General features: G+C 63.8%; 17 protein-coding genes and 1 pseudogene. All 18 read left to right on the forward strand.

Going from position 1 to position 23,708, the window contains the following annotated elements; genetic code table 11:
* Positions 1–4 precede the first annotated feature (4 nt).
* Positions 5–379, forward strand: coding sequence for a hypothetical protein (locus tag ACHMW7_RS14055; protein WP_395450819.1), 375 nt, complete (start codon positions 5–7; stop codon positions 377–379).
* Entirely contained in the window at positions 376–2,097 is a 1,722-nt protein-coding gene (locus ACHMW7_RS14060) for a peptidoglycan D,D-transpeptidase FtsI family protein (protein ID WP_395450820.1), read from the forward strand. The genes ACHMW7_RS14055 and ACHMW7_RS14060 overlap by 4 nt, the downstream gene beginning before the upstream one ends.
* Positions 2,098–2,149: 52 nt before the next feature.
* Positions 2,150–3,604, forward strand: coding sequence for a UDP-N-acetylmuramoyl-L-alanyl-D-glutamate--2,6-diaminopimelate ligase (locus ACHMW7_RS14065; RefSeq protein ID WP_395450821.1), 1,455 nt, complete (start codon positions 2,150–2,152; stop codon positions 3,602–3,604).
* On the forward strand, positions 3,601–5,034 hold the full coding sequence (locus ACHMW7_RS14070) for a UDP-N-acetylmuramoylalanyl-D-glutamyl-2,6-diaminopimelate--D-alanyl-D-alanine ligase (RefSeq protein WP_395450822.1): 1,434 nt from the start codon (positions 3,601–3,603) through the stop codon (positions 5,032–5,034). Before ACHMW7_RS14065 ends, ACHMW7_RS14070 begins: the two co-directional genes overlap by 4 nt.
* 24 nt (positions 5,035–5,058) lie before the next feature.
* The gene (gene mraY, locus ACHMW7_RS14075) at positions 5,059–6,141 is read left to right on the forward strand and encodes a phospho-N-acetylmuramoyl-pentapeptide-transferase (protein ID WP_310317145.1); all 1,083 of its coding nucleotides are present in this window, start codon (positions 5,059–5,061) and stop codon (positions 6,139–6,141) included.
* Positions 6,142–6,148: 7 nt separating this feature from the next.
* Positions 6,149–7,549 carry a UDP-N-acetylmuramoyl-L-alanine--D-glutamate ligase gene (gene murD / locus ACHMW7_RS14080; protein ID WP_395450823.1) on the forward strand — a complete coding sequence of 467 codons (1,401 nt, stop codon included), beginning with the start codon at positions 6,149–6,151 and terminating at the stop codon, positions 7,547–7,549.
* Positions 7,549–8,703, forward strand: coding sequence for a putative lipid II flippase FtsW (ftsW, locus tag ACHMW7_RS14085; protein WP_395450824.1), 1,155 nt, complete (start codon positions 7,549–7,551; stop codon positions 8,701–8,703). Before murD ends, ftsW begins: the two co-directional genes overlap by 1 nt.
* Position 8,704: 1 nt before the next feature.
* Complete coding sequence (gene murG / locus ACHMW7_RS14090; protein ID WP_395450825.1) at positions 8,705–9,832, forward strand: undecaprenyldiphospho-muramoylpentapeptide beta-N-acetylglucosaminyltransferase; 1,128 nt, start codon at positions 8,705–8,707, stop codon at positions 9,830–9,832.
* Positions 9,829–11,235, forward strand: coding sequence for a UDP-N-acetylmuramate--L-alanine ligase (gene murC / locus ACHMW7_RS14095; protein ID WP_395450826.1), 1,407 nt, complete (start codon positions 9,829–9,831; stop codon positions 11,233–11,235). The genes murG and murC overlap by 4 nt, the downstream gene beginning before the upstream one ends.
* Positions 11,232–12,197, forward strand: coding sequence for a UDP-N-acetylmuramate dehydrogenase (gene murB / locus ACHMW7_RS14100; protein WP_395450827.1), 966 nt, complete (start codon positions 11,232–11,234; stop codon positions 12,195–12,197). Before murC ends, murB begins: the two co-directional genes overlap by 4 nt.
* A 347-nt stretch (positions 12,198–12,544) precedes the next feature.
* Positions 12,545–13,471, forward strand: coding sequence for a D-alanine--D-alanine ligase (locus ACHMW7_RS14105; RefSeq protein WP_395450828.1), 927 nt, complete (start codon positions 12,545–12,547; stop codon positions 13,469–13,471).
* Positions 13,459–14,400, forward strand: a complete 942-nt coding sequence (locus ACHMW7_RS14110; protein ID WP_395450829.1) for a cell division protein FtsQ/DivIB — start codon at positions 13,459–13,461, stop codon at positions 14,398–14,400. Before ACHMW7_RS14105 ends, ACHMW7_RS14110 begins: the two co-directional genes overlap by 13 nt.
* A pseudogene (gene ftsA, locus ACHMW7_RS14115) lies at positions 14,397–15,708 on the forward strand (cell division protein FtsA). The gene ACHMW7_RS14110 and the pseudogene ftsA overlap by 4 nt, the downstream one beginning before the upstream one ends.
* 70 nt (positions 15,709–15,778) lie before the next feature.
* On the forward strand, positions 15,779–17,467 hold the full coding sequence (gene ftsZ / locus ACHMW7_RS14120) for a cell division protein FtsZ (protein ID WP_395450830.1): 1,689 nt from the start codon (positions 15,779–15,781) through the stop codon (positions 17,465–17,467).
* Between the two features lie 278 nt (positions 17,468–17,745).
* The gene (lpxC, locus tag ACHMW7_RS14125) at positions 17,746–18,681 is read left to right on the forward strand and encodes a UDP-3-O-acyl-N-acetylglucosamine deacetylase (protein ID WP_395450831.1); all 936 of its coding nucleotides are present in this window, start codon (positions 17,746–17,748) and stop codon (positions 18,679–18,681) included.
* A gap of 184 nt (positions 18,682–18,865) precedes the next feature.
* Positions 18,866–19,735, forward strand: a complete 870-nt coding sequence (locus tag ACHMW7_RS14130) for an outer membrane protein assembly factor BamD (RefSeq protein ID WP_395450832.1) — start codon at positions 18,866–18,868, stop codon at positions 19,733–19,735.
* Positions 19,736–19,745: 10 nt separating this feature from the next.
* Positions 19,746–21,422 carry a DNA repair protein RecN gene (gene recN, locus ACHMW7_RS14135; protein WP_395450833.1) on the forward strand — a complete coding sequence of 559 codons (1,677 nt, stop codon included), beginning with the start codon at positions 19,746–19,748 and terminating at the stop codon, positions 21,420–21,422.
* Between the two features lie 127 nt (positions 21,423–21,549).
* Positions 21,550–23,700: an NAD-dependent DNA ligase LigA gene (gene ligA, locus ACHMW7_RS14140; RefSeq protein WP_395450834.1), complete on the forward strand. Its 2,151-nt coding sequence runs from the start codon at positions 21,550–21,552 to the stop codon at positions 23,698–23,700.
* The last annotated feature ends 8 nt before the right edge of the window (positions 23,701–23,708 follow it).

Here is a 23,708-nt window from a genome sequence, read left to right on the forward strand (position 1 = left end):
GCCAATGTTCCGCACCAGTGACATCGTGCTGATCGCCGTCATGGTTGGCGCCGCGGCTTTCACCTACAAGACCAAGGACGAGGCCGAGAACCAGCTCAAGGCCGTCAACAAGATCGAAGCGCAGATCCGCTTCGAGGAAGACACGATCGACCTCCTGAAGGCCGACTGGAGCCTGCTCACGCAGCCGTCGCGACTGCAGAAGCTGTCGCAGGTCTATGAGGCTGAGCTCCAGCTCAAGCCGGTGGATGCCCGCCAGATCGTTGGCCTCAATGAACTGCCCGTCCGACCCCTGACCATCGAAGACATCACCGCGGAGCGTTTCGGCGGCGTCGCCGAAGCCGCCCCGGATCAGACCGTGACCGGAGGGATTGCCCGATGATCGGCTTGCTTGGCAGGAAACGCCGCAACGGTGAAGGCAAGAGTGCTTCGATCGTCGTCGACAGCGCGCGTAAGGCGACGGGCGGACGCACGCGCAACCGCGTCGTCATGACCATGGCGGTGTTCTTCGGCATCTATGCGACGATTGCCGGACGGCTTGTCTATCTTGGCATGCAGGATCCCGAGACGTCGGCCGGGCCGGAATCACGTGTCACCGCTTCGCGCCCCGACATCGTCGACCGTAACGGCGAGGTTCTGGCCACCGACATCAAGACGGCGTCGCTGTTTGCCGAGCCGCGCCGCATCGTCGATGCCGACGAGGCGATCGAGAAGCTGTCGACGGTGCTGCCCGACCTCGAGGTCGAGCAGACCTACCTCAAGCTGAAGAGCGGTTCCGGCTTTGTCTGGCTCAAGCGCCAGCTGACGCCCAAGCAGCAGGCCGAGATTCTGGCGCTGGGCATCCCCGGCGTCGGTTTCCGGACCGAAAAGCGCCGTTTTTATCCGGGCGGCGAGACGGCGTCGCATATCGTTGGCCTGACCAACATCGACAACAAGGGTATATCAGGCCTCGAAAAATACATCGACGACCAGGGTCTTGCCGATCTGCAGGCTTCGGGCTTGGCGATCGCCAAGGACCTCAAGCCGGTCAAGCTGTCGATCGACCTGCGCGTCCAGCACATCGTGCGTGACGAACTCGTCACCGCGCTGGAGAAATACAAGGCGGTTGCCGCCGGCGCCGTCGTGCTCAACGTCAAGACCGGCGAAGTGCTGGCCATGGGCTCGGTGCCGGATTTCGACCCCAACAACCCGTTCAATGCCCAGGACAAGGATCGGCTGAACCGCATGTCGGCCGGCCTGTTCGAAATGGGCTCGACGATCAAGAGCTTCACCACCGCCATGGCGCTCGACTCCGGCAAGGTGACGCTCAACTCGACTTTCGACGCGAGCCGGCCGATCACCATCGGACGCCAGACCATCCGCGACTTCCACGGCAAGGGCAGGGTGCTGACCGTGCCGGAAGTGTTCATCTTCTCGTCCAACATCGGTTCGGCACGCGAAGCTGACGTTGTCGGCATCGAAGGCCACCGCGAATTCTTGATGCGCATGGGCCTGCTCACTCGCATGAAGACGGAACTGCCGGAGGTTGCACGCCCGACCGAGCCGAAGGTCTGGAAGAAGGTGCACTCGATCACGATCTCCTTCGGCCATGGCATGTCGACGACGCCGTTGCAGACGGCCGTGGGCGCCGCAGCGCTGATGAATGGCGGCAAGCTGATCGAGCCGACCTTCCTGGTGCGTAGCGAAGCCGAGGCTAATGCGGTTGCCACGCAGGTCATCAAGCCCTCGACCAGTGAGGACATGAAGTATCTCTACAAGCTCAATGCGACGAAAGGCACCGGCGGATCAGGCACGCGGGCGCAGGTTGAAGGCTATCGCGTCGGCGGCAAGACCGGTACCGCCGAGAAAGTCATCAACGGCCGCTATTCGTCGGATGTCCGCTTCAACGCCTTCGTCGCGGCCTTCCCGATGGACGATCCGCAATACATCGTGCTGACCATCGTCGACGAACCCAAGGCTGAACATCCTGGTGTGGGCGCGACAGCCGGCTTCAATGCGGCGCCGATGGTCGCCAATATTATCCGGCGTTCGGCACCCCTGCTTGGCGTCAAGCCAGAATTCAGCCATGAAAGTGGTGCAACTCTGGCTTCTTACCCCTGATTCTGCAGGCGCGCCGGCGGCGCGCCGCTTTGTATGTAGCGAACGGATCTCGATGAAACTATTTGACCTTGCCGGTATCCTGCCCGTCGATGGGGTTCTGCCCAAAGATGTCGAGGTGAGCGGGGTTTCGTCGGATTCCCGCCAGGTGATGCCCGGAACGCTGTTCTTCGCCGTCTCTGGAAGCAAGGCCGATGGCGCGGCATATGCCGGCGACGCGGCCAAACGCGGTGCGGTGGCTGTCGTCGCAGCCAAGGGCACCGAACTTGCATCAGTCGGCGTGCCGGTCATTGCGGTCGACGATCCGCGCCAGGCATTGGCGCTCGCTGCTGCCAAACTTTACGCTCGCCAGCCCGAGACCATGGTTGCCGTTACTGGCACCAGCGGCAAGACCTCGGTCGCAGCCTTCACCCGCCAGATATGGAAACACGCCGGTTATGCCGCGGCCAGCATCGGCACGACGGGCGTTGTGGCGCCCGGACGCAACGAATACGGCCAGCTGACGACGCCGGATCCGGTCGCGCTGCACAAGCTGCTCGCCGAACTCGCAGATAGCGGCGTGACGCATGCTTCGATGGAAGCGTCCAGCCATGGCCTCGACCAGCGTCGCCTCGACGGCGTGCGCCTGGCTGCCGGCGGCTTCACCAATCTCGGCCGCGACCATATGGACTACCATCCGACGGTCGAGGACTACCACCGTGCCAAGCTGCGCCTGTTCGACACGCTGCTGCCCAAGGGCGCACCCGCAGTCGTCTTCGCCGACGATCCGTGGTCCGAGCCGACAATCGCCGCGGCGCGCGCCGCCGGCCTCGATGTGCTGACGGTTGGCCGCAACGGCCAGTTCCTGGCGCTCAAGCGGGTGGAGCACGAACGCCACCGGCAGCGCGCCGAAATCGAGTGCGGCGGCACCATCTACGAGATCGACCTGCCACTCGCTGGCGATTTCCAGGTCGCCAACTCGCTCGTTGCCGCCGGCCTTGCCATCGCCACCGGCACCGACGTCGCCAAGGCGCTGGCGGCACTCGAACATCTCGAAGGCGCGCCGGGCCGCCTCGACCTCGTCGGCACCACAACGAATGGTGCGCCGGTCTATGTCGACTACGCCCACAAGCCCGACGCGCTGGAAAACGTGCTGGCGGCAGTGCGGCCGTTCACCACCGGCCGTGTCATCGTCGTGTTCGGCTGCGGCGGCGACCGCGATCGCGGCAAGCGCCCGATCATGGGCGAAATCGCCACGCGGCTTGCCGATGTCACCATCGTCACCGACGACAATCCGCGCTCGGAAGTGCCCGCAAGCATTCGTGCGGCGATCATGGATGCGGCGCCGGGTGCCATCGAGATCGGCGACCGCCGCCAGGCGATCCACGAAGCCGTCGGCATGCTGCATGCCGGCGATACGCTGATCGTCGCCGGCAAGGGGCACGAGGAAGGTCAGACCATCGGCGCCGAGACGCTGCATTTCTCCGACCATGAGGAAGTCCGCAAAGCGCTGGCCGGAGCGACGGCATGAGCCTTTTGTGGACCTCCGACGCGCTCGTTGAGGCAACAGACGGCCGCCCGCTCGGCCAGATGCCCGAAGGCATCACGGGAATTTCCATCGACAGCCGCAGCCTGAAGCCGGGCGAAGCCTTCTTCGCCATCAAGGGCGATGCGATGGACGGCCACGACTTCGCCACCGCTGCGATCAAGGCAGGCGCTGGCCTGCTGGTCGTCGCCGAGGGCAAGCTACCCGCCTTGGGCCGGCTGACAGCGCCGATGATCGTGGTGCCAGACGTTCTGGCAGCCCTTGAAAAGGTCGGCATCGCCGCCCGTGCCCGGTCGCGGGCGCGGATCATTGCCGTCACCGGTTCGGTCGGCAAGACTTCGACCAAGGAAGCACTGCGCCACGCGCTGTCGTCGGTCGGCAAGGTCCATGCATCGGCCGCCTCATTCAACAACCATTGGGGTGTACCGCTGACGCTGGCGCGTATGCCCGAGGATTGCGACTACGCCGTCTTCGAGATCGGCATGAACCATCCCGGCGAGATCAGCCCGCTGGTGCGCATGGTTCGCCCGCATATCGCCGTCGTCACCTTGATCGCTGCGGCTCATCTCGGCTTTTTCCGCAATCTTGACGAGATCGCCAAGGCCAAGGCCGAGATCTTCGAAGGCGTCGAGCCGGGCGGGGCGGTGCTGCTCAACCGCGACGACGGCCGCTTCAAGCTGCTGGAAAAGTTCGCCCGCGCCGCTGGCATCGACAACGTCATGAGTTATGGTGAAAACGCCCGCGCCAATTTCCGGCTGCTGAAATGCACGCTCGAAGCCGATCATTCGATGATCGTGGCGCGCGTCGGCGGCCGCGACGTGCCGGCCCGCATCGGCGCGCCGGGACGTCATATCGTCCAGAATGCGCTCGCCGTGCTGGGGGCTGCCCATCTCTGCGGCGCCGATGTGCCGACGGTTGCCACAGCACTCGCCTCGATGACGGCGGAGAGCGGACGTGGCCAGCGCCACATCCTGCAACTGCCGGACGGGCCGATCACGCTGATTGACGAGAGCTACAACGCCAATCCGGCGTCGATGAAGGCGGCGATCGAACTGCTCGACGCCACGCCGATCCAGGGCGCTGGCCGGCGCATCGCCGTGCTTGGCGACATGCTCGAGCTCGGCAGCCATTCGGCCAAGCTGCATCAGGCGCTTGCCGAACTGATCGGCTCGACACGGACCGACATGGTGCTGATGGCGGGTCCGGAAATGAAGGCACTTGCCGACACACTGCCCGAGGGGTTCAGGGCGGAGTATCGCAGCGGTGTCGAAGAGCTGAAATCCGTCCTGTTCAAGACGCTTCAGCCCGGCGACGCCGTCATGATCAAGTCGTCGAAGGGCATTGGCTTCAATCGGCTGGTCGAAGCACTCATCAAGACATTCCCGGCACAGGCCGGCAACATCACACCGACCTGACGAGGTCTCGGGGGACCGATACGCATGCTAACTTTGCTTGTCGACTTTGCGGACAAGGTGTCGTTCTTCAACGTCTTCCGCTACATCACCTTCCGCACCGGCGGCGCGCTGATCACCTCGGCGCTGATCGTCTTCATTTTTGGCCCGGCGATCATCAATGCCCTGCGCCTCAGGCAAGGCAAGGGCCAACCGATCCGCGCCGACGGGCCGCAGACCCACTTCAAGAAGGCTGGCACGCCGACAATGGGTGGGCTGATGATCCTGTGCGGCATCGTCGGTTCGACGCTTTTGTGGGCGAACATCACCTCCGTCTATGTCTGGGTGGTGCTGTTCGTCACGCTCGGTTTCGGCGCCATCGGCTTTTATGACGACTATCTCAAGGTCACCAAGCAGTCACATCTCGGCCTGTCCGGCAAGGCGCGTCTCGGCATCGAGTTCGTGATCGCCGGCATTGCCGCCTGGATCATCATGCACAACGGCCAGGCGCCGTTTTCGTCGTCGCTGACCTTCCCCTTCATCAAGGATTTCCTTCTCAATCTCGGCTGGTTCTTTATTCCCTTTGCCTGCTTCGTCATCGTCGGCGCCGGCAATGCGGTGAACCTGACCGACGGGCTCGACGGACTGGCGATCGTACCGATCATGATCGCCGCGGCATCCTTCGGCGTCATCGCCTACCTCTCGGGCAACGCGGTCTTCGCCGAATACCTGCAGATCCACTTCGTGCCCGGCACCGGCGAACTCGCGGTGATCCTGGGAGCTGTCATCGGCGCTGGTCTCGGCTTCCTCTGGTTCAACGCGCCGCCCGCCGCCATCTTCATGGGCGACACGGGTTCGCTGGCACTCGGCGGCCTGATCGGCACTGTTGCTGTCGCCACCAAGCACGAGATCGTCATGGCGATCGTCGGCGGCCTGTTCGTGATGGAAGCGCTGTCGGTCATCATACAGGTCGGCTTCTTCAAGATGACCGGCAAGCGGGTGTTCCTGATGGCGCCAATCCACCACCATTTCGAAAAACTCGGCTGGACCGAGAGCCAGGTCGTCATCCGCTTCTGGATCATTGCTGTTATTCTGGCGCTGATCGGTCTTTCCACCCTCAAGCTGCGCTGAGGCCTGCATGATTCCCGCGACGTCATTTCAGGGAAAGCGAGTGGCGCTCTTTGGCCTTGGTGGCTCGGGGGTCGCGACTGCGCGCGCGCTCGCGGAAGGCGGGGCCGATGTGCTTGCCTGGGACGACAATCCCGAAAGCGTGGCCAAGGCTGCGGCCGAAGGCATTGCGACGGGCGATCTGCGTGGTGCCGACTGGGCCGCCATTTCGTCCTTCGTGCTGTCGCCCGGCGTGCCGCTGACCCATCCCAAGCCGCATTGGACGGTGGAGCTGGCGCGCGGCGCGGGCGTCGAGATCATCGGCGACATCGAGCTGTTCGCGCGCGAGCGTATCGCAACCGCGCCGACCGCGCCGTTCATTGCCATCACTGGCACCAACGGCAAGTCGACGACGACGGCGCTGACGGCCCATATCCTGAATTCGGCGGGCCGTGACACGCAGATGGGCGGCAACATCGGCCGCGCCGTGATGACGCTCGATCTGCCACAGCCAGACCGCCACTACGTTGTCGAGTGCTCGTCCTACCAGATTGATCTGGCGCCCTCGATCAACCCGACGGCCGGCATCCTGCTCAACCTGACGCCCGATCATCTCGACCGTCACGGTACAATGCAGCACTACGCCACGATCAAGGAGCGCCTGGTCGCCGGCAGCGAGACCGCCATCATCGGCGTCGACGACATCTATTGCGCCCAGATCGCCGACAGGCTTGAGCGGGTCGGCAAGGAAGTCGTGCGCATATCCAAGCGCCTGCCTTTGACCGATGGCTACTTCGCCGACGGCACCGATCTGATGGAAGCGATCGATGGCCGCTACAGCCGCATCGCCTTCCTCGAAGGTATCGGCTCGCTGCGCGGCCAGCACAATGCGCAGAACGCACTCGCGGCGGTCGCTGCCTGCCTCAAGGTCGGGCTCGACCTCGGCGAGATCCAGGCCGGGCTTGAGAGTTTCCCCGGCCTTGCCCATCGTATGGAGCAGGTCGGCCGCAAGGGCCATGTGCTGTTCATCAACGATTCCAAGGCGACCAATGCCGATGCTGCGGCGCCGGCTTTGTCGAGCTTCCCGCGCATCTACTGGATTGCCGGGGGCCTGCCCAAGGAAGGTGGCATCGAGCCGCTGCGCAGCCTATTTCCACGCATCGCCCGGGCGTACCTGATCGGCGAGGCGGCTCCGGGCTTTTCCGCAACGCTCGGCGAGGCTGTACCCTATGAGATATCGGGCACGCTGGCGGCTGCGGTCGAGCATGCGGCCGAAGATGCGGCCAAGGACGACTCGAGCGAGGCGGTGGTGTTGTTGTCGCCGGCCTGCGCCAGCTTCGACCAGTTCAAGAATTTCGAAATTCGCGGCGAAGCCTTCAGGCAAGCTGTGAATGCTATTGATGGCGTCAGCGCTATCGGAGGGGCAAGATAATGGCCAGCCGTCTCGACAGAAGTCCCGTCGCCCTGTGGTGGTGGACGGTCGATCGCTGGTTCCTCGCGGCATTCCTGTCGCTGATGGGACTGGGCATCGTGCTTTCCTTTGCCGCAAGTCCGGCGGTCGCCGAACGTATCGGCCTCGGCAGCTTCCACTTCGCCACCCGCCAGATCATCTTCACCATCCCTGCGCTCATGGTGATGATCGCCGTGTCGTTCCTGGAAGTCCGCCAGATCCGGCGTATGGCGCTGGTGATGCTGTGCATCATGCTGGTGATGATGGTTGCGGTGCTGTTCATCGGCGTCGAGGTCAAGGGCGCGCGGCGCTGGTTGTCGCTGGCCGGGGTGTCGATCCAGCCATCCGAATTTCTCAAGCCGGCCTTCGTCGTCATCTGCGCCTGGCTGTTTGCCGAGCATGACCGCCAGCCCGATATCCCCGGCAACCTGTTTGCCATGATCCTGCTCGGCTTGGTCGTTGCATTGCTTGTGGCGCAGCCCGACCTTGGCCAGACCATGCTGGTGCTCGGCACCTGGGGCGTGATGTTTTTCATGGCCGGCATGTCGTGGTTCTGGATCATTGCGCTCGGTGCTGTCGGCATCGGCGGCGGCTTTGCCGCCTACACGGTGTTTCCGCACGTCGCCGGCCGTATCGACCGCTTCCTGACCGGCGAGGGCGACACCTTCCAGGTCGACATGGGCCGCGATGCGATCATCAATGGCGGCTGGTTCGGGGTCGGACCGGGCGAGGGCACGGTCAAGCGCGTTATCCCTGACAGCCATGCCGACTTCGTCTTCTCGGTCGCCGGCGAAGAGTTCGGCATCATCCTGTGCCTGATCATCATGGCGATCTTCGCCTTCATCGTGCTGCGCGGCCTGCGCACTGCGCTTAAGGAACATGATGATTTCACCCGCTATGCGGTAGCTGGCCTCGTTGTCGTGTTCGGCTTCCAGTCGGTGATCAACATGGGCGTGAACCTGCAACTGATGCCGGCCAAGGGCATGACGCTGCCGTTCATCTCCTATGGCGGTTCGTCGCTGATCGCGATTGCCATTTCCATGGGCATGGTGCTGGCGCTGACGCGCAAGAAGCCCGAGAAGCTCAGGCCCGGCGGTTTTTCCGCGATGCCGCGGCACGCAGTGCCGGCCGAATAACATGGCCAAGGGAACTGTCATGCTTGCCGCCGGCGGGACCGGCGGCCATCTCTTTCCGGCCGAGGCGCTGGCGCATGAACTGACGGCGCGCGGCTGGCAAGTGCATCTCGCCACCGACGACCGCGCCGAGCGTTTCGCCGGCAAGTTTCCAGCCGCCGCCATCCATCCGATTTCGTCATCGACCTTCGGCTCGAAAAATCCCATCGCGCTGGCGCGCGCTTTCTGGACCATCTGGCGCGGCGTGCGCCAGGCCTCGCAGGTGATCGCCAAGATCAAGCCTTCTGTGGTGATCGGCTTCGGTGGCTACCCGACATTGCCACCGCTCTACGCCGCGACGCGACGCGGCGTGCCATCCATGGTGCATGAGCAGAACGCGGTGATGGGCCGCGCCAACAAGGCGCTGGGTTCAAGGGTCGATGCGATCGCCGGCGGCTTCCTGCCCGAGAATTCCGGCGCCAACAGCGCCAAGGTGGTTGTCACCGGCAATCCAGTGCGGCCAGCCGTCATCGAAGCGGCGAAGATGCCTTATGAGGCGTCGGACGGCGCTGATGCCTTCAACCTTCTGGTCTTTGGTGGCAGCCAGGGCGCGCAGTTCTTTTCCGATGCGGTTCCCGGCGCCATAGCGCTGTTGAGCGATGCACAGCGCAAGCGCCTGCGCATCACCCAGCAGGCGCGTGTCGAAGACGCCGGCAAGGTCAAGGACGCTTATGCCAGGTTGGGTATCGCGGCCGACGTTTCGCCGTTCTTCAACGACATGGCGCAGCGCATGGCCGCCGCCCATCTGGTGATGTCGCGCTCCGGCGCTTCGACGGTTTCGGAGATCGCGGTCATCGGCCGTCCGGCACTGCTGGTGCCATATCCCTATGCGCTCGACCACGACCAGGCTGCGAACGCTGCACGTCTTGCGGCGGCGGGCGGCGGCGAAGTGCACCCGCAGGCAACGCTTTCGCCGGAGCGCATTGCGGCGCTCGTCGGTGGCGCCATGGACGATCCGGCGCGCATGGCGGCGATGGCGGCTGCCGCTAAGTCAGTCGGCAAAGCAGATGCCACACGGTTGCTCGCCGACCTCGCAGAGGCTATTGCGTCCAAAATACCCGTTGCGGAATTCAGGAAGGGAGTGCGGCCATGAAGATGCCGCAGACGATCGGCCTCGTGCATTTCATCGGCATTGGCGGCATCGGCATGAGCGGCATCGCCGAGGTGCTGCACAATCTCGGCTACAAGGTGCAGGGCTCTGACCAGTCCGAGAGCGCCAACGTGCAGCGCCTGCGCGAAAAAGGCATCGAGTGCTTCGTCGGACATCGCGCCGAGAACCTTGGCGACGCCGAAGTCATCGTCGTTTCGACCGCGATCAAGAAGACCAATCCGGAGCTCAAGGCTGCGCGCGAGAAATTGCTGCCGGTCGTACGCCGTGCCGAAATGCTGGCCGAGCTGATGCGCTTCCGCAATGCGGTCGCGATCGGCGGCACGCACGGCAAGACGACAACCACCTCGATGGTGGCGACGCTGCTCGACGCCGGCGGGCTCGACCCGACCGTCATCAATGGCGGCATCATCAATGCTTATGGCACCAACGCCCGCATGGGTGAGGGCGAGTGGATGGTTGTCGAGGCCGACGAGAGCGACGGCACCTTCCTCAAGCTGCCGGCCGACATTGCCGTGGTCACCAACATCGACCCCGAGCACCTCGACCACTACGGCACCTTCGACAAGGTCCGCGAGGCGTTTCGCCAGTTCGTCGAGAATGTGCCGTTCTACGGCTTTGGCGTGATGTGCACCGACCATCCCGAAGTCCAGGCGCTGGTCAGCCACATCGAGGACCGCCGCGTCATCACCTATGGCGAGAACGCCCAGGCCGACGTCCGCTTCACCAATCACCGCATGGATGGTGCCGTCTCGGTCTTCGACGTCATCATCCGCAACCGCAAGTCGGTTTCCTCGACCACCATCGAGGGCCTGCGCCTGCCGATGCCCGGCCGCCACAACGTTTCCAATGCCACGGGGGCCATCGCTGTCGCGACTGAACTCGGTATTTCACCCGAGGCGGTCAAGCGCGGGCTGTCGTCCTTCGGCGGCGTCAAGCGTCGCTTCACCCACACCGGCACCTGGAACGGCGTCGAAGTGTTCGACGACTACGGTCACCATCCGGTCGAGATCAAGGCTGTGCTCAGTGCGGCGCGCGAGGCGACCAAGGGCCGTGTCATCGCTATTGCCCAGCCACACCGCTTCACCCGCCTGCGTGACCTGTTCGACGATTTTGCGGCCTGCTTCAACGATGCCGACACAGTCATGATCGCCCCGGTCTATAATGCCGGAGAGGATCCAATCGATGGCATCAACTCAGAGACATTGACCGCACGCATCCGCGCCGGCGGCCATCGCGACGCCCGCCATATCGAGGGACCGGCGGCGATCGCGCCGATTGTGCGCGAACTGGCCAAGCCGGGCGACTTCGTCGTCTATCTCGGCGCCGGCAACATCACGCAATGGGCCTATGCACTGCCGGGCGAACTCGCCGGAGGCGGATCGTGATCGGCGGCGAGGCGCTTATCGCAAAGCTCGGCGATCGCCTTTCCGGATTGCGCGGGCGCATCACGGCCAGCGCCGAGATGGAGAAGATCACCTGGTTCCGCGCCGGCGGCCTGGCCCAGGCGCTGTTCCAGCCTGCCGACGAGGAAGATCTCGCGGCCTTCCTGAAGGCGGTGCCGGAAGAGATCCCGGTGATGGTCGTCGGCATCGGCTCCAACCTTCTGGTGCGCGAGGGCGGCATTCCAGGCTTTGTCGTGCGGTTGTCGGCAAAGGGTTTCGGCGAGGCCGAGGCCATTTCACCAACCGGAATCAAGGCCGGTGCGGCGACGCCCGACAAGCGCGTGGCGGCCCTGGCGCATGACAACGGCATTGGCGGCTTTCATTTCTACCATGGCATCCCCGGTGCCATCGGCGGGGCGCTGCGCATGAATGCGGGCGCCAACGGCGTCGAGACGCGCGAACGCGTCGTCGAGGTCCGTGCGCTCGACCGTTCAGGCAATCTGCATGTGCTGTCAAATGCCGACATGGGCTATGCCTACCGGCATTCCTCGGCGCCGGCCGACCTGATCTTCACCTCGGCGACCTTCGAGGGCTATGCCGAGGACAAGGATGCGATCAAGGCGGCGATGGATGCGGTCCAGCATCACCGCGAAACGGTGCAGCCGATCCGCGAAAAAACCGGTGGCTCGACCTTCAAGAATTCCGAGGGAACCTCGGCCTGGAAGGAAATCGACAATGCCGGCTGCCGCGGGCTGATGATCGGCGGTGCGCAGATGTCGCCGCTGCATTGCAATTTCATGATCAACACCGGCAATGCTACCGGCTACGATCTCGAGTATCTCGGCGAGACCGTGCGCAGCCGCGTGCTGGAGAATTCCGGCATCCGCCTGCACTGGGAAATCAAGCGCATCGGACACTTCAAGCCAGGCCATGAAGTGCAGGAGTTCCTTGGGCAATTGCTCTAGGTTTCGCGCGCCTGGCGAGATCGTTTGGTCTCGAATATCCCACTACGACGGCGATACTTACAGGCCTCGGTGCATTCGCGCCGGGGCCTTTTTGCGACCCGAATTCCGCCTTTTCCCGCTGTCATTCCAATGGTTATCGGAAGCGGCAATGGTCATGAAATCGCAACGAATTCCAATCGGCTCTTGCCACGGAATCAAGTCTCTGATTCTCTGACCTAAAGCGTTTCCTGATTTGAGTCGCGTGACGCGTAAACCGCGTTTCCATCCGGAAGTCCATCTTCCGGAGAGCTCTGTTTTAGTCTGTGGAAACAAGGCGTTGTGTGCGAGTCTAGAGGGGATCACCGGGGATGAATTCAAAGCACGTCGCTGTCTTAATGGGCGGGTTTTCGTCCGAGCGGCCTGTATCCCTGTCGTCTGGCGATGCCTGTGCAGAAGCGCTTGAGCGGGTCGGCTACCAGGTCACCCGAGTCGATGTCGATCGCGATGTCGGAGCGGTGCTCTCGGCGCTGAGGCCGGATGTCGCATTCAACGCGCTTCATGGCCCCTTCGGCGAAGACGGCACGATCCAGGGCATCCTCGAATATCTCGGCATTCCCTACACCCATTCTGGCGTGCTCGCTTCGGCGCTCGCGATGAACAAGGAGCAGTCGAAGAAGGTGGCGAAGGCTGCCGGCATTCCGATCGCTGAATCCAGGGTCCTCGATCGTTTCGCGATCGGCAACCAGCACCCGATGAAGCCGCCTTACGTGGTCAAGCCGGTGTCGGAAGGGTCGAGCTTCGGCGTGGTCATCGTCAAGGAAGATCAGTCGCATCCGCCCCAGGTGATCTCGTCGTCGGAGTGGCGTTATGGTGACACGGTGATGGTCGAGCGCTACGTCCATGGACGCGAGTTGACCTGTGCTGTCATGGGCGATGTCGCGCTCGGCGTCTGCGAGATCGTCCCCACGGGTCATGCCTTCTACGATTATGATTCAAAATATGTCGCTGGGGGATCAAAGCACGAATGCCCCGCGAAAGTTTCACCGAATATTTACCAAAAAATACAAACACTGGCGCTCAAGGCTCACCAAGCGATCGGGTGCCGGGGCGTCTCCCGGTCTGACTTCCGGTACGACGACCGCCATTCCGAAAATGGAGAGGTCGTCTGGCTGGAGGTCAACACGCAACCCGGCATGACGCCGACGTCGCTGGTGCCTGAGATTGCTGCCCAAGCCGGGCATTCGTTTGGTGAGTTGTTGAGTTGGATGGTGGAGGACGCTTCGTGTTTGCGTTGAGATCGGGACAGAACAGGAGGATGAACGGTGCCGCGCCGCGCGTCTTCGGGCTGTCCTTGTCCGCGGCGCATTTCGTGCTGCCGCGGCTGCTGCGCAAGCCGGTCCGCATGCTGTCGCGCTTCGGGCGTGGGGAGTTCACTCCTCCGCCCTACGCCGCGTCGATGCTGACAGCGTCGTTCCTCGCCGCAAGCTCGCTCTACGGCGCCTATCTCGGCGGCCACTTCCCGGCACTTGTCCAGGGTGTGACGGCCCGCAGCGGTTTTGCCGTCGACCAGATCAAGGTTTCGGGAAACCGCGAGACCTCCGAGATCGATATTCTCGACAAGCTCGAACTCGATGGCTGGACCTCCTTGGTCGGCTTCAACCCGGAAGAAGCGCGCGAGCGCATCGTCAGCCTGCCTTGGGTTCGCGATGCCGCCGTGCGCAAGGTCTATCCCGATACGATCGAAGTTCGCGTCGATGAGCGCGACGCTTTCGCTATCTGGCAGCACGGCAGCCAGCTCAGCATCGTCGAGAAGGACGGCAAGGTCATCGCCCCGTTCACCGGCGGACGCCAGGTCGCTCTGCCGCTGGTCATCGGCTTTGGTGCTGCCGAGCGTGCCGCCGACTTCGTTGCCCGGGTCCAGGCCTTTCCGGAGCTGGCATCGCGCGTGAAGGGCTACATCCGCGTCGGCGAGCGGCGCTGGGATCTGCGCCTCGACAATGGAATCACCGTCAAGCTGCCCGAGAGCCAGGTCGATGCGGCGCTTGCCGATCTGGTCGATCTCGACCGCGAGAACGCGCTTCTGACGCGTGACATCTCGGCCGTCGACATGCGCTTCGGCGACCGGCTCGTGGTGCAGCTCACGCCGGAAGCGGTCGAGCGTCGTGCCGACTTGCTGAAAACCAAGCCGAAAGCCTTCAAGGCGAAGGCGGAGAAAAGAACATGAGCTGGCTTGGCGGTCAAAAAGATCCGGTTTCGCGCCGTTCGGGCATCCTGACGGTGCTCGATGTCGGTTCGAACAAGGTCTGCTGCGTGGTCGCCAAGCTGAAGCCGGCCGAAGGCAGCCAGTTGCTCAAGGGTCGTACCCATCAGGCCCAGGTCATCGGCATCGGCCATCAGAAATCGCAAGGCGTGAAGTCGGGCGTTGTCGTCGATCTCGATCGCGCCGAGCACGCCATCCGTCTCGCCGTCGATGCGGCCGAACGCATGGCCGGGCTGACCGCGGACTCGCTGATCGTCAATCTGTCGGCAGGGCGCATCAAGAGCGAGTCGTTCTCTGCAACGATCAATCTCGGCGGCCATGAAGTCGAGGAAGCCGATGTCCAGCGCGTTCTCGCCGCCGGTGCCAAGCAGGCGCTCAGGGCCGAGCGCGACGTCATCCACTCGTTGCCTGTCGCCTTTTCGCTCGACGCCGAGCGCGGCGTGCGCGATCCGCGCCGCATGGTCGGTGACACGCTTGGCGTCGACATGCACGTGCTCACAGGCGATTCGGCGCCGATGCGCAATCTCGAGCTTTGCATCAATCGCTCGCATTTGTCGGTCGAGCACATGGTTGCCACGCCTTATGCCAGCGGCCTTGCCGCACTTGTCGACGACGAGCTTGAAATGGGCGCCGCCTGCATCGACATGGGTGGCGGCACCACGACGCTTTCGGTGTTCTCCGAGGGCCGCTTCGTTCACGCCGACGCCATTCCGGTCGGCGGCAACCACGTCACCATGGACATGGCCAAGGGCCTGTCGACGCGTCTCGACGATGCCGAGCGGCTCAAGGTCATGCACGGTTCGGCCTTGCCCGGCAGCGCCGACGACCGCGACCTGATCAGCATCCAGCCGATCGGTGTCGACGACAATGAAGTTCCCCTGCAGATTCCGCGCTCGGTGATGACCCGCATCATCCGCGCTCGCATCGACGAGACGCTGGAACTGCTGCGCGACCGGCTCAACAAGTCGGGCTATGGCAATGCGGTTGGCAAGCGCGTCGTTCTGACGGGCGGAGCCAGCCAACTCGTCGGGCTGCCAGAGGCAGCGCGTCGTATTCTCGGCCGCAATGTGCGCATCGGCCGCCCGCTTGGCGTGGCAGGTTTGCCGGAGGCGGCCAAGGGGCCGGCTTTCGCGACCGCCGTCGGGCTTCTCATCTACCCGCAGATGGCCGGCATCGAAAGCCAGTCTGCGAAAGGGATTTCCCGTTACAGGGCAACGGGAACTGGCGGAAAACTTGCATCGCATGAGTCAGTGGTTGAGAGACAGTTTTTAGGAATTGACGGGGGCAGCCCCATAAACGGCCGCACGGCGAAGCGGTTCGAAAGGCAAAAAGGACGAGGACTATGACGATCAATCTGCAGAAGCCGGACATCACCGAGCTCAAGCCCCGCATCACCGTGTTCGGTGTCGGCGGCGGCGGCGGCAATGCTGTCAACAACATGATCACTGCTGGCCTGCGCGGCGTCGAGTTCGTCGTGGCCAACACCGATGCCCAGGCACTCACCATGTCGAAGGCCGAGCGTCTCATCCAGCTCGGCGCGCATGTCACCGAGGGCCTTGGTGCTGGTTCGCAGCCGGAAGTCGGCCGCGCCGCCGCCGAGGAGTGCATCGATGAGATCATCGATCACCTGTCGAACACCCACATGTGCTTCGTCACCGCCGGCATGGGCGGCGGTACTGGCACCGGTGCTGCTCCCGTCGTTGCCCGCGCCGCACGCGAAAAGGGCATCCTGACCGTCGGCGTCGTCACCAAGCCGTTCCACTTCGAAGGCCAGCGCCGCATGAAGACGGCCGACTACGGCATCGAAGAGTTGCAGAAGTGCGTCGACACGCTGATCGTCATCCCGAACCAGAACCTGTTCCGTCTCGCCAATGACAAGACGACCTTTGCGGACGCCTTCGCCATGGCCGACCAGGTGCTCTATTCGGGCGTTGCTTGCATCACCGACCTGATGGTCAAGGAAGGCCTGATCAACCTCGACTTCGCCGACGTCCGTTCGGTGATGCGCGAGATGGGCAAGGCGATGATGGGCACCGGCGAAGCTTCGGGCGAGGGCCGTGCGATGGCCGCCGCCGAGGCAGCTATCGCCAACCCGCTGCTCGACGAAACCTCGATGAAGGGTGCCAAGGGCCTGCTGATCTCGATCACCGGCGGCCGCGACCTGACCCTGTTCGAAGTCGACGAAGCCGCGACCCGCATCCGCGAAGAAGTCGACCAGGACGCCAACATCATCCTGGGCGCCACCTTCGACGAAGACCTCGAGGGCGTCATCCGCGTGTCGGTTGTCGCTACCGGCATCGACAAGTCGGCGGCTGACATGGCAGCTGCACCGCTGACCATCCGCCAGGCGCCAAAGCCTGCTCCGCGTGCCGTCGAGGCAGCTCGTCCTGTCCTGCAGGCCGCCCCGGTCGAGCAGCCGCGCATGGAAGTGCGCGCCAACGACCCGGTCGCCGAGGCCATCCGCCTTGCCGAAACCAATGCTGCAGCGATGGCACAGCCGCGTCCCGCCGCTCCGCAGGGCGAAGAGTTCCGCCCGCAGAGCAAGCTGTTTGCGGCTCCGCCTGCCCAGCCGCAGGCGCAGCAGTATCAGCCGCAGTTCCAGCAGCCCGCACCGCAGCCGGTGGCCCAGCCGCAGGTGGCACCCCAGCGTGAGATGATGCAGCCGGCCCAGGTTCAGCCGCGCATGCCGCGCGTCGAGGACTTTCCGCCGATGGTGAAGGCGGAGGTGGAAGCCAAGGCACAGCCGGCCGATCATCATGAGGACCGTGGTCCGATGGGCCTGCTCAAGCGCCTGACCAGCGGGCTTACCCGCCGCGAGGAAGAGCCGGCACGCCTGCAGCCCGCGCAGCCGCGCGAGCCCAAGCTACGCCAGCCGGCACCCGAGCAGCGCCGCATGACCAGCCAGGAATCGCAGCTCTACGCGCCGCGCCGCGGACAGCTCGACGAGCACGGCCGCCTGGCACCGCAGGCACGGACTCAGGAAGACGACCAACTGGAGATTCCGGCGTTCCTTCGCCGGCAAGCCAACTGATCTGTGAACGACCGGTAACACTGTTTGAAAGGCGGGCGTCTCGACGCCCGCCTTTTGATCTGAAAAGATCAGCCAAATCATTGACTTGACGGGGCGAGTCGAAGCGTCCCCGCAGTTACACAGAGTAAGAAACCGTGATTTGGAGTCTATCATCCGGAAGACTATCTTCGCGCCGACTAAGGTCGCTTGGGCGGGTATTGTGGGGATGAGGTCCCGTCTGGCGAAGATAAGAGCCGTGCGCCGTGGTGTGGCGAAGCGGACGTGGTGAGTACGGGCATATGGGGATCGACTTGCAGGACTATCAGACAACACTCAAATCGCGTGTAACGCTCTCGGGCATTGGCGTTCATAGCGGCAAGCCTGTAGCTATCCATTTCGCGCCGGCAGACGCGGATACGGGCGTGGTGTTTCAGGTTGCTGACCGAGAGTTCCGCGCAATTGTGTCAGAAGTGGGTGCGACCGACCTTTGCACCTTGCTGGGTGACCCCGCGGGCCTCCACGTAGCCACGATCGAACATCTGATGGCCGCCCTGTTCGGCCTCGGTATCGACAATCTCCTGATCGAAGTTGACGGCGCTGAAGTGCCGATCCTCGACGGCAGTGCCGCGCAGTTCGTCGAGGCTATCGACCAGGCCGGCATCGAAGTGCAGGGCGTCAAGCGCCGCTACATCCGCGTTCTCAAGCCGGTGCGAATCGAAAGCGGCGCCTCGTGGGCCGAGTTCCGCCCCTATGGCGGCACGCGATTCGAGGTCGAGATCGATTTCGAAAGCCCGGCGATCGGCCGCCAGTCCTTCGCATCCGACATCAACGACGATATTTTCCGCCGCGAAATTGCGCGCGCCCGGACCTTCGGCTTCATGAAGGACGTCGAGCGGCTGTGGGCTGCCGGCTACGCACTCGGCTCGTCGCTGGAGAATTCCGTGGTCATCGGCGACGACAACCACATCATCAATATGGAAGGCCTGCGCTTCTCCAACGAGTTCGTGCGCCACAAGACGCTCGACGCGATGGGCGACCTGGCCCTTGCCGGCGCGCGCTTCATCGGCTGCTTCCGCTCCTATCGCGGCGGCCACCGGCTGAACGCTGCGGCCCTGCGCCGCCTGCTTTCGGACCGTTCGGCCTTCGAGATCGTCGAGACGTCGCGCCGCGAGCGCGGGCGTTCGGCTGAACTTATCGCTGTCAGCGCCGCAGTCCACGCGCCCTGGACGCTCTGACGGCAGGCAATGCGCCGGAAGAGTGGTGTGACCTTGTTGCACCACTCGGCCGACTAAATGGCATGCGTCATTGCGTGCCACAAAATTGCGCGATTGGCGGCTGATAGCGTTGCCCGGCAAAGCCAGTTGTGATCTATGGCCATTGCCTAAAAGCGAAACAGCGCCAAAGGGGCGAAACTCTGTGATGTCATTGATACGAGCCGATCGATCGAAATTGCGCGTGAAGCCTCTGGTTGTGGCGCTTTCGCTCATCGCTCCGATGCTTGCACTCTCCGGCTGCATGTCGGGTGAAGCTGATGTGGATCTGGCGACCTATGTCGAGCAGACCGAACCGGCCGACGTGCTCTACAATCAGGGCCTCGCCAACCTCAACGCCGGGCGCCTCAAGGAAGCCAGCCGCAAGTTCGAAGCCGTCGACCGCCAGCACCCCTATTCGGAGTTTGCGCGCAAATCGATGGTCATGGGCGCCTTCGCCAGCTATCGCCAGGGCTCTTATGAAGAGGCGATCAACTCGGCCAAGCGCTACCTTGCGCTTTATCCCTCGACCGACGACGCGGCTTACGCCCAGTACATCATCGGCCTGAGCTATTTCCGCCAAATTCGCGACGTGACGCAGGATCAGAAGGAAGCCCGCCGCACCATCGAGGCGATGACCGAGGTGGTCCAGCGCTGGCCGGCGTCGGAATATGTCGACGACGCCAATGCCAAGATCCGCTTTGCCCGCGACCAGCTCGCCGGCAAGGAAATGCAGATCGGCCGCTATTATCTTGAACGCCGCGAATTCATCGCTTCGGCAAAGCGCTTCCGCAACGTGGTCGAGAACTACTCGAACACGCGCCACATCGAAGAAGCGCTCGCCCGCCTGGTCGAGACCTATTACGCGATGGGCCTGACCTCGGAAGCCCAGACGGCGGCAGCCGTGCTTGGCCAGAACTATCCTGACAGCCAGTGGTACAAGGATTCGTACAAGCTGCTGCAGTCCGGCGGCCTTGAGCCTCGCGAAAATGCCGGCTCCTGGATTTCCAAGGCCGGGAAGATGTTCTCCGGCGCCTGATCAACATTAGATGCTCTCGCGCCTGTCGATCCGCGATATCGTCCTGATCGAACGGCTGGACATCGATTTCACGCCCGGTCTGTCGGTGCTGACCGGTGAGACCGGCGCAGGCAAATCCATCCTTCTCGACGCATTGTCGCTCGCGCTTGGCGCGCGCGGCGATGCCTCGCTTGTCCGCCATGGTGCTGCCCAGGGGCAAGTGACGGCGGTATTCGACGTGCCACGCAACCATCCGGCGCGCACGCTGCTTGCTGACAATGCCATCGACGACGACGGCGACATCATCCTCAGGCGCGTGCAGACCGCCGACGGACGCACCCGCGTCTTCGTCAACGATCAGCCGTCCAGCGTGACATTGATGCGCGATGTCGGCCGCGCGCTGGTCGAGATTCATGGGCAGCACGACGACCGCGCGCTTGTCGACGGTGGCGCACACCGCGAGGTGCTCGATTCGTTTGGCGGCCATGTCGGCGAGGCGAGGGCGACCGCCGAGGCGTGGAAGATCTGGCGCGGGGCCGAAACGGAGCTGTCGCGCCATCGCGCCCGCGTCGAGGCCGCCGCGCGCGAGGCCGAATATCTGCGCGCTTCGGTGACGGAACTCAGCAAGCTCGACCCACAACCAGGGGAAGAAAGCGAACTCGCCGAACTGCGCGCCGCGATGATGCGCGTCGAAAAGATCGCTTCCGAAATCCAAGATGCCCAGGACGTGCTTTCGGGCTCGTCGTCGCCGCTGCCGCAGCTGGCCAGCCTGCTCAGGCGCCTGCAGCGCAAAGCCGGCGAGGTGCCCGGCCTGCTCGACGAGGTGGTGAAGTCGCTCGATGAGGCGATGATCTCGCTCGATGCGGCGCAATCGGGTGTCGATGCTGCGCTTCGTGCCACCGAGTATGATCCGCAGCGGCTGGAGAAGGCCGAAGAGCGGCTGTTTGCGCTGCGCGCCGCCGCACGCAAGCACAATGTTGCCGTCGACAATCTGGCGCAGCTGCGCGACACGATGGTCGCCGATCTGGCCGATCTCGACGCTGGCGAAGAGCGGCTGCAGTCGCTGGAGGCGCAAGCACGGACCAGCCGCGAAACCTTTGACCGCATCGCCTCCAGCCTGTCAGAGCTGCGCAAGACGGCCGCTGAAGGCCTGCGCAAGACCGTCATGGCCGAGCTGCCGGCACTGAAGCTCGAGCGTGCCGAGTTCCTCGTCGAGATATCGAGCGAAACCGACAACCGCATGCTCGAAGGCATCGACCAGGTCGAGTTCTGGGTCCGCACCAATCCAGGCACGCGGCCAGGACCGATGATGAAGGTCGCCTCGGGCGGCGAGCTGTCGCGCTTCCTGCTGGCACTGAAGGTTGCACTTGCCGATCGCGGCTCGGCGCCGACGCTGGTCTTTGACGAAATCGACACAGGCGTGGGCGGTGCTGTCGCCGACGCCATCGGCCAGCGCCTGGCGCGCCTCGCCAACCGTGTGCAAGTATTGTCGGTCACGCATGCGCCGCAGGTCGCCGCGCGGGCTGCGACACACTTCCTGATCTCCAAGAAGGGCAATGCCGACCGCGTTGCCACCGGCATTCACGAGATGGACCGCCCGGCCCGGCAGGAGGAGATTGCCCGCATGCTCTCCGGCGCCTCGATCACCGAAGAAGCCCGCGCCGCTGCCGAACGACTGCTGCGCGAGAACGTCGACGCGACGTCCTGACCAGCCCCACGGCAAAAGTCAGGAGCTTTCGCGATCCTGCTGATTTGCGTGGGCTTTCGGTGAAACCGGCTCCCGTCTCGCGGCGTCCTGATTTATGGTGGCCGCGCATTTCAGCCGGAGCCGCACCATGTCCGAGAAACCAGTCGATTCGCTGAGCGAGGCCGAAGCCACGGCGGAACTTGCGCGACTGGCCGAAGAAATCGCCGGCCATGACCTGCGCTATCATGCCGAGGACGCGCCGACGATCTCGGATGCTGACTACGATGCGCTGCGCCGGCGCAATCTTGCCATCGAACAGCGTTTTCCGGGCCTGGTGCGCGAGGATTCGCCATCGAAGTCGGTTGGTGCTGCAGTCTCGGAGAAGTTCGGCAAGGTTGCCCATGTCGTGCCGATGCTGTCGCTCGACAATGCTTTTGCCGACGAGGATGTCGGCGAGTTCGTCGGCCGCATCAGGCGTTTCCTCAGGCTTGGCGCTGACGAACCGGTGGTGATCACGGCCGAGCCCAAGATCGACGGCCTGTCATTGTCGATTCGCTACGAAGCCGGGCGTCTGGTGACGGCAGCGACGCGCGGCGACGGCCAGGTCGGCGAGAACGTCACCGCCAATGCGCGCACCATCGCCGACATTCCCAATGTGTTGTCGGGCGACTTCCCTGACGTGCTCGAAGTGCGCGGCGAGGTCTATATGAGCCACGCCGACTTCGCCGAACTCAACCGTCGCAACGAGGAGGCTGGCAAGCCGATCTTCGCCAATCCACGCAATGCGGCTGCCGGCTCGCTGCGCCAGCTCGACACTTCGATCACCGCCAGCCGGCCGCTGCGCTTTTTCGCCTATGCCTGGGGCGAGGTGAGCGAAATGCCGGCCGATACCCAGATGGGCATGGTCGCCGCCTTCGGACGCTTTGGCTTCAAGACCAATCCATTGATGAAGGTCTTCGACAGCGTCGAAGGGCTTTTGTCGCAGTACCGGATGATCGAGGCCAATCGCGCGACGCTCGGCTACGATATCGACGGTGTCGTTTACAAGGTCGACCGTCTCGACATGCAGCAACGGCTCGGCTTCGTCTCGCGTTCGCCGCGCTGGGCGATTGCGCACAAATTCCCGGCCGAAAAGGCGACGACCACACTTCTTGGCATCGACATCCAGGTCGGGCGCACCGGCTCGCTGACGCCGGTGGCGCGGCTGCAGCCGGTGACGGTGGGCGGGGTGGTGGTGACCAACGCCACGCTGCACAATGAGGATTACATCAGGGGCATCGGCAATAGCGGCCAGCCGATCCGCGAGGGCCGCGACATCCGCGTCGGCGACACGGTGATCGTCCAGCGGGCAGGGGATGTCATTCCGCAGATCCTCGACGTCGTCATGGAGAAGCGGCCGGCGGATGCGCAAGCCTATCTGTTCCCGACGCGCTGCCCGGCCTGCGACAGCCATGCCGTGCGCGAGGAGGGCGAAGTGGTGCGCCGCTGCACCGGCGGCCTGATCTGCCCGGCGCAAGCTGTGGAGCGGCTACGTCATTTCGTTTCGCGCAATGCCTTCGACATCGAAGGGTTGGGCGAAAAGCAGATCGAGTTCTTCTTCCACGCCGAAGATCCGGCCCTGCGGGTGCGCTCGCCAGCCGACATCTTCACGCTGAAACGCCGGCAAGAGGGCTCGTTGACCAAGCTCGAGAACATCGACGGTTTTGGGGCGACCTCGGCGCGCAAGCTGTTCGCCGCCATCGACGACCGTCGCCAGGTCGAATTCTCACGCTTCCTGTTTGCACTCGGCATCCGCCACATCGGCGAGACCAACGCCAAGCGGCTGGCCCGTCACTACATCAGTTTCGACGCGTTGCGTGCGGCGGGCACTGCTGCGGTGATGCCCGAAGGCAAGGGCGACAAGGGCAATGCCGCCTGGCAGGAGCTGACCGGCGTCAACGGCATCGGCACAATCGTTGCCGAAGCAGTGGTCGAGTTCTTCGCCGAGGAGCACAACCGCCAGGTGCTCGATGCACTGTTGGCCGAAGTGACCCCGCTCGACGAGGAACGCATTGGCGACGTGTCCTCACCGGTCTCCGGCAAGACGGTGGTCTTCACCGGTTCGCTGGAAAAGATGTCGCGCGACGAAGCCAAGGCGATGGCCGAAAAATTTGGTGCCAAGGTGGCTGGCTCGGTTTCCAAGAAGACGGATCTCGTGGTCGCCGGCCCGGGAGCCGGATCCAAGCTCAAGCTCGCCAGCGAACTCGGTATCGAGGTGATCGACGAGGACGGCTGGTTCGCTCTGGTCAAGGCGGGCTGACAGACTTC

The organism is Aminobacter sp. UC22_36, assembly GCF_044056035.1.
GTDB lineage: Bacteria > Pseudomonadota > Alphaproteobacteria > Rhizobiales > Rhizobiaceae > Aminobacter.

Bases quoted from the DNA above. Each gene is read 5' to 3' on its own strand.
- ACHMW7_RS14055 (WP_395450819.1), top strand. From the start codon at position 5: ATGTTCCGCACCAGTGACATCGTGCTGATCGCCGTCATGGTTGGCGCC.
- ACHMW7_RS14060 (WP_395450820.1), top strand. From the start codon at position 376: ATGATCGGCTTGCTTGGCAGGAAACGCCGCAACGGTGAAGGCAAGAGT.
- ACHMW7_RS14065 (WP_395450821.1), top strand. From the start codon at position 2,150: ATGAAACTATTTGACCTTGCCGGTATCCTGCCCGTCGATGGGGTTCTG.
- ACHMW7_RS14070 (WP_395450822.1), top strand. From the start codon at position 3,601: ATGAGCCTTTTGTGGACCTCCGACGCGCTCGTTGAGGCAACAGACGGC.
- mraY (WP_310317145.1), top strand. From the start codon at position 5,059: ATGCTAACTTTGCTTGTCGACTTTGCGGACAAGGTGTCGTTCTTCAAC.
- murD (WP_395450823.1), top strand. From the start codon at position 6,149: ATGATTCCCGCGACGTCATTTCAGGGAAAGCGAGTGGCGCTCTTTGGC.
- ftsW (WP_395450824.1), top strand. From the start codon at position 7,549: ATGGCCAGCCGTCTCGACAGAAGTCCCGTCGCCCTGTGGTGGTGGACG.
- murG (WP_395450825.1), top strand. From the start codon at position 8,705: ATGGCCAAGGGAACTGTCATGCTTGCCGCCGGCGGGACCGGCGGCCAT.
- murC (WP_395450826.1), top strand. From the start codon at position 9,829: ATGAAGATGCCGCAGACGATCGGCCTCGTGCATTTCATCGGCATTGGC.
- ACHMW7_RS14105 (WP_395450828.1), top strand. From the start codon at position 12,545: ATGAATTCAAAGCACGTCGCTGTCTTAATGGGCGGGTTTTCGTCCGAG.
- ftsZ (WP_395450830.1), top strand. From the start codon at position 15,779: ATGACGATCAATCTGCAGAAGCCGGACATCACCGAGCTCAAGCCCCGC.
- lpxC (WP_395450831.1), top strand. From the start codon at position 17,746: ATGGGGATCGACTTGCAGGACTATCAGACAACACTCAAATCGCGTGTA.
- ACHMW7_RS14130 (WP_395450832.1), top strand. From the start codon at position 18,866: ATGTCATTGATACGAGCCGATCGATCGAAATTGCGCGTGAAGCCTCTG.
- recN (WP_395450833.1), top strand. From the start codon at position 19,746: ATGCTCTCGCGCCTGTCGATCCGCGATATCGTCCTGATCGAACGGCTG.
- ligA (WP_395450834.1), top strand. From the start codon at position 21,550: ATGTCCGAGAAACCAGTCGATTCGCTGAGCGAGGCCGAAGCCACGGCG.